General features: G+C 68.4%; 13 protein-coding genes. 8 read left to right on the top strand and 5 right to left on the bottom strand.

What is annotated here, in order from left to right:
• Positions 1–199 precede the first annotated feature (199 nt).
• Entirely contained in the window at positions 200–367 is a 168-nt protein-coding gene (locus SBI67_RS13125) for a hypothetical protein (protein ID WP_165605440.1), read from the top strand.
• 77 nt (positions 368–444) lie between these two features.
• Here SBI67_RS13125 and SBI67_RS13130 read toward each other — a convergent pair whose 3' ends face one another.
• From SBI67_RS13130 to SBI67_RS13140, 3 genes are all read right to left on the bottom strand, one after another.
• The gene (locus SBI67_RS13130; protein ID WP_318980968.1) at positions 445–1,854 is read right to left on the bottom strand and encodes an aldehyde dehydrogenase family protein; all 1,410 of its coding nucleotides are present in this window, start codon (positions 1,852–1,854) and stop codon (positions 445–447) included.
• Between the two features lie 73 nt (positions 1,855–1,927).
• The gene (locus SBI67_RS13135; RefSeq protein ID WP_318980969.1) at positions 1,928–2,896 is read right to left on the bottom strand and encodes a class I SAM-dependent methyltransferase; all 969 of its coding nucleotides are present in this window, start codon (positions 2,894–2,896) and stop codon (positions 1,928–1,930) included.
• Positions 2,897–2,984: 88 nt separating this feature from the next.
• Positions 2,985–3,620 (bottom strand): TetR/AcrR family transcriptional regulator, encoded by a 636-nt coding sequence (locus tag SBI67_RS13140; RefSeq protein ID WP_318980970.1) that lies wholly within the window; start codon positions 3,618–3,620, stop codon positions 2,985–2,987.
• Between the two features lie 159 nt (positions 3,621–3,779).
• Here SBI67_RS13140 and SBI67_RS13145 point away from each other — a divergent pair, with 159 nt between their 5' ends.
• Together SBI67_RS13145 and SBI67_RS13150 are read left to right on the top strand one after the other, a co-directional pair.
• Positions 3,780–4,346: a TetR/AcrR family transcriptional regulator gene (locus SBI67_RS13145; protein WP_318980971.1), complete on the top strand. Its 567-nt coding sequence runs from the start codon at positions 3,780–3,782 to the stop codon at positions 4,344–4,346.
• A 19-nt stretch (positions 4,347–4,365) separates the two neighbouring features.
• Positions 4,366–6,516: an FUSC family protein gene (locus SBI67_RS13150; protein ID WP_318980972.1), complete on the top strand. Its 2,151-nt coding sequence runs from the start codon at positions 4,366–4,368 to the stop codon at positions 6,514–6,516.
• On the opposite strand, the gene SBI67_RS13155 is transcribed toward SBI67_RS13150, so the two are convergent.
• Positions 6,494–7,465 (bottom strand): pirin family protein, encoded by a 972-nt coding sequence (locus SBI67_RS13155; protein ID WP_318980973.1) that lies wholly within the window; start codon positions 7,463–7,465, stop codon positions 6,494–6,496. The genes SBI67_RS13150 and SBI67_RS13155 overlap by 23 nt on opposite strands.
• Before the next feature lie 63 nt (positions 7,466–7,528).
• Between SBI67_RS13155 and SBI67_RS13160 the strand changes: the two genes are divergently transcribed.
• Positions 7,529–7,768, top strand: coding sequence for a hypothetical protein (locus SBI67_RS13160; RefSeq protein ID WP_318980974.1), 240 nt, complete (start codon positions 7,529–7,531; stop codon positions 7,766–7,768).
• Here SBI67_RS13160 and SBI67_RS13165 read toward each other — a convergent pair.
• The gene (locus SBI67_RS13165; protein WP_318980975.1) at positions 7,765–9,510 is read right to left on the bottom strand and encodes a putative PEP-binding protein; all 1,746 of its coding nucleotides are present in this window, start codon (positions 9,508–9,510) and stop codon (positions 7,765–7,767) included. The genes SBI67_RS13160 and SBI67_RS13165 overlap by 4 nt on opposite strands.
• A 66-nt stretch (positions 9,511–9,576) precedes the next feature.
• Here SBI67_RS13165 and SBI67_RS13170 point away from each other — a divergent pair, with 66 nt between their 5' ends.
• From SBI67_RS13170 to SBI67_RS13185, 4 genes are read left to right on the top strand one after another with little or no spacing between them, the layout of a single operon-like run.
• Complete coding sequence (locus SBI67_RS13170; protein WP_318980976.1) at positions 9,577–10,356, top strand: DeoR/GlpR family DNA-binding transcription regulator; 780 nt, start codon at positions 9,577–9,579, stop codon at positions 10,354–10,356.
• Positions 10,353–11,330, top strand: a complete 978-nt coding sequence (locus SBI67_RS13175) for a 1-phosphofructokinase family hexose kinase (protein WP_318980977.1) — start codon at positions 10,353–10,355, stop codon at positions 11,328–11,330. Before SBI67_RS13170 ends, SBI67_RS13175 begins: the two co-directional genes overlap by 4 nt.
• 24 nt (positions 11,331–11,354) lie before the next feature.
• The gene (locus tag SBI67_RS13180) at positions 11,355–13,361 is read left to right on the top strand and encodes a PTS fructose transporter subunit IIABC (RefSeq protein WP_318980978.1); all 2,007 of its coding nucleotides are present in this window, start codon (positions 11,355–11,357) and stop codon (positions 13,359–13,361) included.
• Between the two features lie 44 nt (positions 13,362–13,405).
• The gene (locus SBI67_RS13185) at positions 13,406–13,663 is read left to right on the top strand and encodes an HPr family phosphocarrier protein (RefSeq protein ID WP_266047409.1); all 258 of its coding nucleotides are present in this window, start codon (positions 13,406–13,408) and stop codon (positions 13,661–13,663) included.
• Positions 13,664–13,821 lie beyond the last annotated feature (158 nt).

A 13,821-nucleotide genomic window follows, 5' to 3' on the forward strand; every position in this document is an offset into this window, starting at 1 on the left:
CAACGAGTTTCGTTTCAGCCGAGCTTCATTCTTCTGTATACGGCGGTCGGTTAGGTGCCGGTGAACCGGGTCCGCCGACGCAGGTTTCCTGCCAACCGTCGATCAATCGCTGCCATCGGGATTACCTCGCTGACCTGTGCGTTTTACCTGTCAGACCGGAGCGAAGAGCCCCGATACGGATCAAGGAAGAGGCAGGATCATGAAGAAGTTCTCCATCGCAGGAATCATCGCCGGCGGCCTGACGGCAGCGGTCCTGGGCCTGGCAGCCCCGGCGTCGGCCGATATCAGCCACCACGACTGGATCTACGACATCCAGCCGCACGCGACGGCCCCGCAGGTCGACAACACGGTTCACCAGAGCCACTGAACGGCCGGCCACTGACGAGCCGCCGTCGCCGCAGCGCCAGGAGGGGGCACCCAACAGGGTGCCCCCTTTTTGGTGCATCAGAAGATCTTTCGCGCGAGTTTCCACGCCTTCTCGGTGTAGGGCGGGTAGATCAGCTTGGCCAGATCGGGCCGGGTGGGCTTGGTCAGGACCGACTTGCGGTGGCTGAATTCCTCGAAGCCGAAGCGCCCGTGGTAAGCCCCGATTCCCGAGGGCCCGACGCCACCGAACGGCAGCCGGGTGGTCGCGAAATGGAAGATCAGGTGGTTGACCACCATGCCGCCGGCCGATACCTCACGGATCACCCTTTCGCGGGTGTCCTTGGACTTGGTGAACAGGTAAGCGGCCAGCGGTTTTGGCCGCGCGTTGACGAATTCGATTGCCTCGTCCAGGTTTTGAACTGTCACGATGGGCAGGATCGGTCCGAAGATCTCGTCGGTCATCAGCGGCTCGTCCAGCGCGGGATCCACGACGACCGTCGGATCGATCTCCAGCGCAGCCGCATTGGACCCGCCGCCGAGCACCACGTCACCGGTGGTGGCGGCAACAGCCGTGGTCAGCCGGTCGAAGTGCCTGCCGTTGACGATGCGCTTGCCGCCGGTGGCGTCTGCCTCGAATGCCGTGACGGCCCGCGTGATCCGGTCGACCAGTTCGTCACGGATGCTGGCGTCGGCCAGCACATAGTCGGGGGCGATGCAGATCTGACCGGAGTTGATCAGCTTGGTCCAGGCGATGCGCTTGGCGGCCACCTCGATATCGGCGTCCGCGGCGACGATCACCGGGCTCTTGCCACCCAATTCCAGGGTCACCGGGGTGAGCTGCTCGGCCGCCAGCTGGTACACCTTGCGTCCGATCTCGGTGCCACCGGTGAAACACAACTTGTCGAACCCCTGCTCGATGAGTTCCTTACTCACCGCCGCGCCGCCCTCGACGACCACCACGGCTCCTGGGTCCAGATAGCGCGGGACAAGTTCGGCCATCAACGCCGACGACGCCGGGGCCAGCTCCGACGGTTTCATCACGACGGCATTGCCTGCCGCCAGTGCACCGACGGCCGGTCCGAGGGTCAGGGCGAACGGGAAGTTCCACGCGCCGATGATCAAGACCGCACCGAACGGCTCGTACTCGACCCAGCCGCGCCCGGGCAGTTGGGAGAATTCCAGCCTGCGGTATTTGCGCCGGGTCCACTTGCCGAGGTTCTTTGCCGCGTCGGCGGCCTCGGCGGCCACACTGGCCACATCGGCGAGCCAGGCCTCGAACGGTTGGCGACCCAGGTCCTGGTGCAGCGCCGCGGCGATCGCCGGTTCGTTGTCGACCACCAGCCGTTCCAACCCCAGCAGCTGCTGCTGCCGCCACTGCACGTCGCGGGTGCGTCCGGTGGCAAATGTCTTACGGATGCCGGCGACGATCGCGGGGATATCGGGGGTGGCGAGCGGACCGGCCTCCGGTGTCGCATCGGTTGTGGTCACGGCGGGCGTCCTTCCACATGGGGGCTGCCCGCATACTAACCAACTGGTTGGGCGTCCAGAAGGCCCAAATCGACTATTGCCGCACCGCGGTGACGAAGTACGAGAACGCGTCGTCGCCGGGCGCATCGGGTCCGCTGGGCAGCGCCCACCGTCCCAACCTGCGCATTTCGTCGGCCGATTTCACGGCGGCGCTGTCCCAGCCGTGGTCGGCCAGCCACACCGCGACATCGGCCCGGTCGGGGTCGTTGTACATCAGCTCCGCGACATCGAGACCGTCGTCCATCCCGAACTTCTCCCGGATGACATCGAACCGGGCTTTCATCTCGGCGCGGCGTTCCTGCGCCTGGATGGGTGCGGTCTCCGCGGCCACCCTGCTGCCCGCCGCGCTGAGTTCGGTGACCTGAGCGAACAGTCGGTCCTGGGCATCGGCCGGCAGGTACATCAGCAGCCCCTCCGCGAGCCAGGCGGTCGGTTCATTCACCTGGAAACCAGCCTGCACCAAGGCTTTCGGCCAGTCATGCCGAAGATCGACGGGCACCTCGTGGCGCTGCGCCGACGGGGCCACCCCGTGCTCGGCGAGCACAGCGGCCTTGTACTCGAGGACTTTGGGTTGGTCGATCTCGAACACCGTGGTGCCCGCCGGCCAGTCCAGCCGGTAGGCGCGTGAATCCAGCCCGGAGGCCAGGATGACGACCTGGCGTATCCCGGCGTCGGCGGAAGGGGCTGAGTTGCCGTCTCCGACAGCGGCCAGGAAGAACTCGTCGAAGAATTTGGTACGCACGGCCTGGTAGCTGCCCATATGCGCGAAGATGGCGGCCGCTTCGGCATCGATATCGGCGGCTTTGGCGACGAACTCCCGGTCGAGCATGAAGTTCCAGACACCGGCGCCGGTGCCGTCCACCAGCATCCTGGCGTACGGATCACGGATGAGCGGGTTCTCCGCTTCGGTCTCGGCGGCACGTGCGGCAGCGACCATGACGGCGGTGGTTCCGACACTGGTCGCGATATCCCAGGTGTCGTCATGCGTGCGCAGAGAGCTCATGTGGCGATCCGTTCAATCGAGCGCTGAGGAAGTCGTTCGCCATGCTACCGAACAAGTTAGGTTAGCTATGCGCTGGCGCTGCTGACAGCTACCCGCTCAGCGTCCACAATTTGTTAGCCAACAGCAGCTCGAACTTTTCGATAACACGTTCCAGATCTTCGTACGAGCCGACGTACCCGGCGTAGAAACCCATCCCCCACATCACCGCGACCAGCAGCTCGACCAGTGTCTCGACATCCGTATCGGTGGTTAGCTCGCCACTGTCGATCGCCTCCTGCACCGCCCACGAGACGAAGGAGCGGGAGCTGGTCAGCGAGTCGTGCGGCTCCTGGATGAGCTCGGGATGCCGCTGCGATTCCAGAACCGAAGTCACCAGGAACGCCGTCACCGACCGATCCCTGTTGTCGGTTTGCATGACGACCGAGAAAAATGTCGACAACCTGGTCAGAAGTGTGCGCTGAGCCTTAGCCTTCTCGAATCCGGCGCCCACCACCATCGCGTTGGTCTGCTCGATGACCTCGCGGTACAGCACCCGCTTGTTCTCGAAGTAGTGATTGATGGCGGGTCTGGTCAGATCCGATCGGACGGCGATGGCCTGGAAAGTGGCCGCGTCGTAACCGAGTTCGCTGAAAACCTCGCGTGCGGCTTGCACGATACGCTCACGAGTATCCGCGGCCTTGGCTGCGGGCGGGCGACCCGGTCCTCTGCTGGCTATGTGCGGCACAGTCAAATTGTGCCACAGGTTACCCGTCTCACTACTGCTGTCATCGCACCACGGTTACCTAGGCCCCAGATTCAGCAAACGTTCAGATCCGTAGCTACCGACGCCGGACCGGCTCGACCGGGCCAACGGAGTGGATCGATCAAACTAAGGTGTCCAACCATGGCAGGGGTGGTGTCGCGGGAGTCCTATTTCGAGACGGGCATCGAGATCCTGTCCGATCTAGGCTACGCCGGCCTGAAGCTGGCCGAGGTATGTCAGCGACTGGGCGTCACCACCGGTTCCTTCTACCACTACTTCACCAGCTGGTCGGCGTACACCCAAGCGCTCGTGGAGCACTGGATGCGGGTCAAGACCACCCAGATCATCGACGCGGCGCGCGGGGAGCGCGATCCCCGGCGCCGGATCGGCAAGCTGGTGGAAGAGGGGCTGGCCCTCCCGCACGGCGCCGAGGCAGCGATCCGGGTGTGGAGCTCGCTGGACCCGACCGTCGGCGCGGTGCAGAAGGCAGTCGACCAGCACCGGTTCGACATCATGAAGGAATCGGCGTTCGAGGTCCTGCAGCACGAGCGGCAGGCCCAGGTATTCGCCATCGCCGCGGTGTATCTGCTGACCGGCTACGAACAAGCGTCGCTACCGCGGGATTTCGGCAGCCTGCGCTGGTTGTCCAACCAACTGCTCGACGGCCTGGACTCCGGCATGTTCGACGACGTCCCCGAGCAGCCCTGACCGTCTAACATCCACGGGCATGCTGTCCCCGGCCGCGCTCTGGCTTGGACTGGTCACCAGGGTGCACGCCCGCGACCCCGAGTACGACGCGCTGCGACGGGCCACTCGCGCCGGCTTGGTACTCCCGCTGGTCGCCGCGGCGGCCTTTGGCGTCGGAGGGGTGCAGACCTCGATGTTCGCCATCCTCGGCGCGGTCGCCCTGCTGATCCTGGCCGACTTTCCCGGTAACCGACCCGCCCGGGCGCTGGCCTACGCGGGTCTCGGGTTCAACGGTGCCGTGCTGATCACCCTGGGCACCCTGGTGGCGCCGGTGCCCTGGCTCGCGGTGACCGTGATGTTCGTGATCGCCGCAGCGGTGACGTTCACCGGGGTGCTCAGCGAGATCGTCGCGGCAGGCCAACGCGCCACGCTCCTCACCTTCGTGCCCGCGCTGTGCCTCCCGCCCGGATCCATCCCCGACCGGCTGCTCGGCTGGGCCATCGCGCTGGCGTTGTGTGTGCCTGCCGCACTGTTCCTGCTGCCGCCCCGCCACCACAACGAACTTCGGCAGCACGCGGCGCAGGTATGCGCGACCTTGGCCGACCGCCTGCAGCGGGATGCCTCGGCCGACGACGTCACCGCGGCGATGGACGCCCTGCGCACGACGTTTCTGGGCGCCGACTTCCGGCCCGTCGGCCTGACCGCGGGCAGCCGCGCCCTGGTGCGGGTGATCGACGATCTGCAGTGGCTGTCCGACCTCGTCACGGGATCCTCCGGCGTCCTGCTCGCCGAAATGCGCGATCCGATCGTCGCGGTGTTGCGGGAATCCGCCGCGGTTCTGCGCACCGCCGAGCCACGGCGCACGGCACACCGCCGCGCGCTCGCCCACGCGCTGGCGGTGCAACGGCTGATCGCGCAGAGCCGCTACCGCGAGGACATCCTGGAGATCCTGGGTGCACCCGATGACGACGCCGCACTGGTGATCGGTCGGAAGTTGTTGACCCGCAGAACCATATCCGCCTGCGTCGCAGCGACCGGCCGGGTGATCGGGCTGGCCGCCGACGCGGACGCCCGACCGGTGTGGGCCAGGGTGCTGGGCCGGCGCCTGCCGCCTTCCGGTGCGGCGGCCCGGGTGCTCTCGGAATCGGAGGCCGTCGCCAGCATCCCATCCGGATTCGTGGCGACCAGGGCCGTAGTGGTGCGCAACAGCCTTCGCACCGGTCTCGGCCTGGCCCTGGCCGTCGGCGTGACCTATCTGTTCCCGGTGCAGAACGGGCTGTGGGTGGTACTCGGGGCGATGTCGGTGCTGCGCAGCAGCGCACTGACCACCGGCGCCCGCGTGGTGCGGGCGATCACCGGAACGGTGATCGGGTTCGGCCTCGGCGCGGTGTTCATCGCGTTGATGGGCGTGGACCCCATCGTCATGTGGCTGACCTTGCCGGTGGTGGCCTTCGGATCGGCGTTCGTGCCCGAGGTGGCGTCGTTCATCGCGGGGCAGGCCGCGTTCACCATGATGGTGGTGATCATCTTCAACCTGATCCATCCGATCGGCTGGCGGGTGGGACTGATCCGGGTCGAGGATGTGGTCATCGGAGCCCTGGTGGGTGTGGTGGTGTCGGTGCTGTTGTGGCCGCGAGGTGCCGCCTCGGCGGTGAACCGTTCCCTGGATGCGGCCCGGGAAGCCGGTATGGCGTACATGAAGGCGACGGTGATGCGGGTGACGCGCGGCGCCTCAGAAGATGCCGACAACCGGATCAGCGCGCTCGGATTCGACGCCATGACGGCCGGTCGCACGGTGGATGACACGCTGCGCCACTATCTTTCGGAGAGCGGCGGCTTGACCGACCTGCGTGCGCCGGTCATCACCTCGGCCAACCGGGTCACCCGGCTGCGCGGTGCCGCCGAACTGATCGCCGATGTCGTGCCGCCGCCCCTGGAGACCTATCCGCAGGTGCGCACGGTTCTCGAATCCCACTGTGCCGCAGCCTGCGAACGGTTTCGCGGCGTGGAACCGGCGGCCTTCGGCGCACCGATCAGCGACGACTTCGTCCGGGCGCTGCGCGCCGGGGCCGGCGGTGAGTTGTCGGTCGCGGCAGCGCTGCCGCTTGTCACCGTCGCCGCCAACCTCGGCGAGCTGGAGCTGCTGTACCCGGCGCCGGCGCCGGCCCTCACCCCCGCCGGTACGGCATGAGCGCGTTCGGGGGCACCACCCCGAACCGGCCGGCGTTGAAGTCCTCCAGCGCCTCGATGACCTCGGACTTGGAGTTCATCACGAACGGACCGTAGTGGAAGACCGGTTCACGAATCGGCTTGCCGCCCAAGAACAAGACCTCCATGGCGGGCCGGTTGGAGTCCTGCGACCCGTCGGCGGCCAGCGTGATGCGATCGCCGGGCCCCAGCACGGCAAGCTGGCCCTGCTGGATCGGATGTCCGACCGGACCCACCGCGCCACGCCCGGACAGCACGTACACCAAGGCATTGAACCGGCGGTCCCAGGGCAGGTCGATCCGGGCACCGGGCGCGACGGTCGCGTGCGCCAAGGTGATCGGTGTGTGGGTTCCACCCGGCCCGGCTTCACCGTCGATCTCACCGGCGATGACGCGCACCAGCGCACCACCGTCGGTCGAGGACAGCAGCTTGACCTGATTGCCCTCGATCGCCTGGTATTTAGGGTTCGCGAATTTGTCCGCGCGCGGCAGGTTGACCCACAACTGGATGCCGTGGAAGACACCACCGCTTTCCACCAACTCGGCCGGCGGCGTCTCGATGTGCAGGATGCCCGAGCCGGCGGTCATCCACTGGGTGGCACCGTCGGTGATCAACCCGCCGCCGCCGTGCGAATCCTGATGCGCAAAACGACCGTCGATCATGTAGGTCACCGTCTCGAAGCCGCGGTGCGGGTGCCAGTCGGTGCCGCGCGGCTCACCGGGCTGGTATTCGATCTCGCCCATCTGATCCATGTGGATGAACGGGTCGAGATCGGCGGCGCTGACCCCGGCGAACGCGCGCACGACGGGGAAGCCCTCGCCTTCGTAACCGCGGGGGCCGGTGGTGATGGTGCGCACCGGGCGCGCTGTGTCGGTGGAGCCCGGCCCGGAAATCCGGGGCAGGGTGAGGGTATCGGCTGTGATAGCAGGCATGCTTCATTTAACCGGACCACGGTCCGATTCATTCCGGCGGCCGGGAGTGGGTATCCGACGGCAATGACCGACATCAACCCAGCCGAACCGTGGACCGTCGTCGCGGCCACCCTGCACGACCGTGGTGACCCCGCCAACGGCGCGCAGGAAACCGTCGTCGCAGAAGCCTCCGAAGAGGAGGCCCGCCGCGTGTTCGCCGACACCAAGGCCCAGGCGAACGAACTCGGCTATGACACCGTCGTGCTGCGCAGTCACGGCCGGGACGTCGAGTGGTGGCCCGAAGAAACCGGGTGGACTCTCTAGCCGAGGACCTCACGCGCCGCGGCCCGGGCCTGCGCCGCACTGCCGGTGCCCAGCACCGCCTCCGCGGCGGCCCGGCACTGCGCCAAGGTGACCTGCGCCAGTTTGGCGCCGACCCCCTGAACGGCGGCAGCGGCCGCCGACAGTGACGTCACCCCGAAGCCGGTCAGTACGCAGGCCAGCAGCGGATCTGCGGCCGCCTCACCGCACACGCCAACCGGCTTACCCACGGCCGCACCGGCTTTCGCCGTCATCGCGACGAGAGACAGCACGGCCGGCTGCCAGGGGTCGGTGAGCGCGGCCAGGTCGGCCGACATCCGGTCGGCGGCCATGGTGTACTGCGCCAGGTCGTTGGTGCCGATGGACAGGAAGTCCACGTGGCCCAGAATCCGGTCGGCCAGTAACGCCGCGGCGGGCACCTCGATCATCACGCCCGGGGTCAGTCCGTGCGACCGCGCCTTGGCGGCGAAGTCCTTCGCCTCGTCGGCGGTGGCGATCATCGGCGCCATCACCCAGGGCTGGTTGCCGGTCCGCTGCGCCGCGGCGGCGATGGCCGCGAGCTGATGGTCCAGCAGCCCGGGGTTGCCGGTCGCGATGCGGATACCGCGGACCCCGAGGGCGGGATTGGCCTCGTCCGGATGGCCGGCGAACTTGAGCGGCTTGTCCGATCCAGCGTCGAGGGTGCGCACGACCACCTTGTGGCCGGCGAACGCGTCGAGCACGTCGGCGTAGATGACGGCCTGCTCGTCGACGGTGGGCTCGGTATCGGTGTTGAGGAAGCACAGTTCGGTCCGGAAGAGGCCGACCCCTTCGGCCGGTGTCTGCCGAGCGGCCCGAGCGGCGGCACCGTCCTGGACGTTGGCGAGCACGGCGACGGCATGGCCGTCGGAGGTGGCACCGGGGCCGGCCCAGCCAGCGGCGTCCGCGGCGGCGCGTTCGGCCGCCGCCACCTCGTCCTGCGCGGCGGCTTCGTCCGGGGCCACGGTGACCGTGCCACGGGTGCCGTCGACGAGCACCATGGTGCCCGCGGGGATGTCGTCGAGCCCGGTGACGGCCACGATGCACGGGATGCCGAGCTGGCGGGCGATGATCGCGGTGTGGCTGGTCGGTCCGCCGAGGGTGGTGGCCAGTGCCACCACGAGGGCCGGATCCAGCCCCGCGGTGTCGGCCGGGGCAAGGTCCTCGGCGCACAGGATCGAGGGCACCTCGGGCTGGGGCACTCCGGGTTCGGGCAGGCCGACCAGTTCGGCGATCACCCGGTCCCCGATATCGCGCAGATCGGTGACCCGTTCGGCCATCATGCCGCCGATCTGGGTGAACATCGCGACGAACTGGTCGACGGCAGCGGCCACGGCCCGCACCGCGGGGGTGCCCTCGGCGATACGTTTCTCGGCCGCGCCCAGCCAGGCCCGGTCCTGGGCCAGGCCGGCGGTGGTGGCAAGCACCTCGGCGGCGGCACCGGTGGCCCGACCGGCCCGTTCCCGCAGCCGGCCCGCCACCGCGGCGGCCGCGGCGGTGAACCTGGCGGCCTCGGCCGGACGCTCCTCGTCGCCGAGCGCGGCGGCACCCAGATCGATCTCGGGCTTGCGCCCGGGGCGGATGACCGGGGCATAGGCGACCCCGGGCACTACAGGGACCCCGGTCAGCACCCGCGTACCGGCATCCGTCACAGATGAAGCACTCATGTGAGCCACGTTACAAGAAATCGTTGACAAGTCAACACAAACAAGCGTAAAACAACACATACCAACATTTGCAACCCGGTCCCCCACCGGAGAACCCACTCGATCCCAGACCCCGAGACCGGAGCCATGTACGCCGAAGAACGTCAGCAAGCGATCGCCTCGCTGGTGATCCGGCAGGGCCGCGCGTCCGTCGCCGAACTGGCGCAAGCCTACGAGGTCACCACCGAGACCGTCCGGCGTGACCTGGCAGCACTGGACAAGGCCGGGCTGGTCCGCCGCGTGCACGGCGGCGCCGTTCCGGCCCGCGCGCTGCACCTGGTCGAACAGGACGTCAGCGAGCGCGATACCACGCGCGCCGACCGCAAGGATGCCATCGCCGCGGCGGCCACGGACTTCTTCCCGCTGTCCGGGTCGACGGTGCTGCTGGACGCCGGCACCACCACCAGCCGGATCGCCGCCGTCATCCCAACCGACCGCGACCTGGTGGTGGTGACGAACTCGGTGCCGATCGCCGCCCGGCTGTCCGCCGTCCCCTCGGTGGCGCTGCACCTGCTCGGCGGACGCGTGCGCGGCGTCACCCAGGCCGCCGTCGGCGAGGCCACGCTGGCGGTGCTCGACAGCCTGCGGGTCGACATCGCGTTCATCGGTACCAACGGGATCACCCCTCGCCATGGTCTGTCCACCCCCGACCCGGACGAGGCAGCGGTCAAGCGGGCCATGGTCAAGTGCGCCAATTACGTTGTCGTCGCCTCGGATTCATCGAAGATCGGGCGCGAGGAGCTGATCAGTTTCGCACCGATCTCCAGTGTCGACGCGTTGATCACCGATACCGAGATCACCGATGCCGACCACACCGAGCTGAGCGGGCTCGGCATCGAAATCGTCCTCGCGGGAGAGCAGCCATGATCGTCACCGTCACACCGAATCCCGGCATCGACCGCACCGTCGCCCTCGCCACACCGCTCGTGCGGGGCGCGGTGCACCGAGTCCGGTCGGTCACCAGTGAACCCGGCGGCAAGGGCGTCAACGTGGCACGCGCCCTGGGACTGGCCGGGCTGGACACGATCGCCGTGCTGCCCGCCGCCGACACCGATCCGATCCTCGTCGCGCTGAGTGCCATCGGTGTGCCGTACCGCAACGTGCCGATCCCCGGCCAGGTGCGCACCAACCTGACGATCACCGAGAACGACGGCACCACAACCAAACTCAACGAGCCGGGGGCTCCCGTCGAGGACTGGGCCCTGCAGGAACTCACCCACACCGTGCTGCACGCAGCCCAGACCGCCAGCTGGGTGGTGCTGTCCGGTTCCCTGCCGCCGGGCATCCCCGACCGCTGGTACGCCGACGTGGTGGCCGAGCTCGCCGGATACGACTGCCGTGTCGCGGTGGACACCTCCGACGCTCCGCTGTCGGCGCTGGCTGCCGAATTCGGCACCGCTGCGCCGGATGTCATCAAGCCGAATGCCGACGAGCTGGCCGGCCTCACCGACTGCTCCGGCGCCGAGCTGGAAGAGGCGGTGGCCAACGGTGACACCGGACCGGTGGTCGCCGCCGCCCGCCAGCTGGTCGACCGCGGTGCGGCCACCATCCTGGTCACCCTGGGGGCTGCCGGCGCCGTGCTGGTCGACGGCGAGGGCAGCTGGCTGGCCACGCCACCGCCGACCGTGCCGCGCAGCACGGTCGGTGCCGGAGACGCGTCGCTGGCCGGTTATGTCCGTGCCGCCCTGGCCGGCGCCGCACCCGCCGAACGTCTACAGATGGCCGTGGCCTACGGCAGCGCCGCGGCCGGCCTGCCCGGATCGGCATTGCCCGCTCCTGCTCAGGTCAACCTCGATGCCGTTGTCGTGAAGTCGATCTCACCGTCCACCACCGGATCCTGAACCCCACCACAAGAAGGTCACACCATGTCCACCACCGATACCGCACAACCGGTGATCACCACCGATCTGGTACTGCTCGACGCCGACGCGGGCACCAGCAACCAGTCCGTGATCAGCCGCATCGCCGCACTGCTCGCCGGCGCAGGCCGGACCAGCGACGCGGACGGCCTGATCGCCGCCGCTATGGCCCGGGAAGCACAGTCGGCCACCGGGTTACCGGGCGGCATCGCCATCCCGCACTGCCGGTCCGCATTCGTCGACACCCCGACCATCGGGTTCGCCCGGCTGGCGCCTGCGGTCGACTTCGGCGCCCCCGACGGGCCTGCCGATCTGGTGTTCCTCATCGCAGCACCGGAATCCGGCGGCACCGAGCACCTCAAGCTGCTCTCCAGCCTGGCGCGCGCCCTGGTCCGCAAGGACTTCGTGGCAGCACTGCGTGCGGCCAAGACCGCGGGAGAACTCGTGGCCCTCGTGGACGGGGTGGTCAACCCGGCCCCGGCCGCACCCGCTCCCGCCGAGTCGGGCGCCCCGGCCAAGACGGCGTCCATCGTGGCGGTCACCGCGTGTCCCACCGGAATCGCCCACACCTACATGGCCGCCGATGCGCTCAAGCTGGCCGCCGAACGGGCCGATGTCACCCTGCACGTCGAGACCCAGGGTTCCTCGGGGGGCACCGCACTATCGGCCGACACCATCGCCGGCGCGGATGCCGTCATCTTCGCCACCGATGTCGGCGTCAAGGACAAGCAGCGCTTCGCCGGCAAGCCGGTCATCGCCTCCGGCGTCAAACGCGCCATCAACGAGCCGGACAAGATGATCGCCGAGGCGGTCTCGGCCGCCGCCGACCCCGACGCCCCGCGCGTCAGCGGAACCGCCGGCGAGACCGCCACCCCCTCCGCCGCGGGCGGCCTGGGCTGGGGAACCCGGATGCGCCAGATCCTGCTCACCGGTGTGAGTTACATGATCCCGTTCGTGGCGGCCGGTGGCCTGCTCATCGCGCTGGGCTTCCTGTTCGCCGGATACGACATCGCGAACAGTCCCGACGGCGCGAAACCCGTCGGCTTCGGCATGAATTCGCTCGGCGCCCACATTGCCACCGGCAACTCGCTGACCGACCTGCCCGCAGGCGGTTTCATGCAGTACCTCGGTGCGGTGCTGTTCACCGTCGGCGGCTTGGCGTTCATGTTCCTGGTCCCCGCGTTGGCGGGGTACATCAGCTTCGCGATCGCCGACCGGCCGGGTATCGCACCGGGTTTCACCGCGGGTGCGGTCGCCGTATTCGTCGGCGGTGGGTTCATCGGCGGTATCGTCGGCGGCCTGATCGCCGGCTTCACCGCACTGTGGATCTCGAAAGTCAATGTCCCGCAATGGTTGCGGGGCCTGATGCCGGTGGTGATCATCCCGCTGTTCGCGTCGCTGATCGTCGGACTGTTGATGTTCATGCTGCTCGGCCGTCCGCTCGCCGCGATCACCTCGGGCCTGACCAACTGGCTGAACGGACTGACCGGCGCATCGGTGATCCTGCTCGGCGTCATCCTCGGCCTGATGATGTGCTTCGACCTGGGTGGCCCCGTCAACAAGGCGGCCTACGCGTTCGCCACCGCGGGGCTCAATGTCGCCGACCCGGCATCGCTGCGAATCATGGCCGCGGTGATGGCCGCCGGTATGGTGCCGCCGCTGGCCATGGCCATGGCCACCACGGTGCGGCCCGGGATGTTCAGCGAGCCGGAACGGGAGAACGGCCGGGCGGCGTGGCTCCTGGGCGCCTCGTTCATCTCCGAGGGTGCCATCCCGTTCGCCGCGGCCGATCCGCTGCGGGTGATCCCGTCGATGATGGCCGGCGGTGCCGTCACCGGCGCGTTGATCATGGCCTTCGACGTCACACTCAAGGCCCCGCACGGCGGCATCTTCGTATTCTTCGCGATCGGCCACCTGGTGTGGTTCCTGGTGGCGCTGGCGGCCGGAACCGCGGTCGCCGCCCTGGCCGTCGTGCTCGCCAAGCAGTTCACCAAGACCCCCGTCAACGCCTGATCCACCCCTATAAACCCCCACCCCTACAACTGAGGAGAACAACCATGCCCAGCAAGACCGTCACCGTCGGATCCGCCATCGGCCTGCACGCCCGGCCCGCCGCCATCATCGCCGAGGCCGTCGTCAACGCCGGCGTGCCCGTGACCTTGGCCGTGGACGGCGGCGAGCCGGTGGACGCCGGGTCGGCGCTGATGATCATGACCCTCGGTGCCGGCAACGGCGCCCAGGTGACGGTGTCCTCCGACGACGCGGCGGCGCTGGCCACCGTCGCCGATCTGGTCACCCAGGATCTGGACGCCTGAGCCCCACCAGAAAGCGATACGGTCCCCTTCTTCGCCCCCGTAATATTGCTCTGACGCCGCCCGCGGGATTCTTCTCATAGGCTGACGTTGCGCGAACACGCCGCACCGATGCGGCCTTCGCTTTGCTGCGGTTGTGCCACACAACCGCAACCGGGGAC

The organism is Mycolicibacterium chengduense (assembly GCF_033741155.1).
In the GTDB taxonomy this organism is placed as follows: Bacteria; Actinomycetota; Actinomycetes; order Mycobacteriales; family Mycobacteriaceae; genus Mycobacterium.

Excerpts from the sequence above, each read along its gene's own strand:
- SBI67_RS13180 (WP_318980978.1), top strand. The coding sequence starts at position 11,355 with ATGTCCACCACCGATACCGCACAACCGGTGATCACCACCGATCTGGTA.
- SBI67_RS13165 (WP_318980975.1), bottom strand. The coding sequence starts at position 9,510 with ATGTGTTGTTTTACGCTTGTTTGTGTTGACTTGTCAACGATTTCTTGT.
- SBI67_RS13125 (WP_165605440.1), top strand. The coding sequence starts at position 200 with ATGAAGAAGTTCTCCATCGCAGGAATCATCGCCGGCGGCCTGACGGCA.
- SBI67_RS13160 (WP_318980974.1), top strand. The coding sequence starts at position 7,529 with ATGACCGACATCAACCCAGCCGAACCGTGGACCGTCGTCGCGGCCACC.
- SBI67_RS13175 (WP_318980977.1), top strand. The coding sequence starts at position 10,353 with ATGATCGTCACCGTCACACCGAATCCCGGCATCGACCGCACCGTCGCC.
- SBI67_RS13145 (WP_318980971.1), top strand. The coding sequence starts at position 3,780 with ATGGCAGGGGTGGTGTCGCGGGAGTCCTATTTCGAGACGGGCATCGAG.
- SBI67_RS13135 (WP_318980969.1), bottom strand. The coding sequence starts at position 2,896 with ATGAGCTCTCTGCGCACGCATGACGACACCTGGGATATCGCGACCAGT.
- SBI67_RS13155 (WP_318980973.1), bottom strand. The coding sequence starts at position 7,465 with ATGCCTGCTATCACAGCCGATACCCTCACCCTGCCCCGGATTTCCGGG.
- SBI67_RS13170 (WP_318980976.1), top strand. The coding sequence starts at position 9,577 with ATGTACGCCGAAGAACGTCAGCAAGCGATCGCCTCGCTGGTGATCCGG.
- SBI67_RS13185 (WP_266047409.1), top strand. The coding sequence starts at position 13,406 with ATGCCCAGCAAGACCGTCACCGTCGGATCCGCCATCGGCCTGCACGCC.
- SBI67_RS13150 (WP_318980972.1), top strand. The coding sequence starts at position 4,366 with ATGCTGTCCCCGGCCGCGCTCTGGCTTGGACTGGTCACCAGGGTGCAC.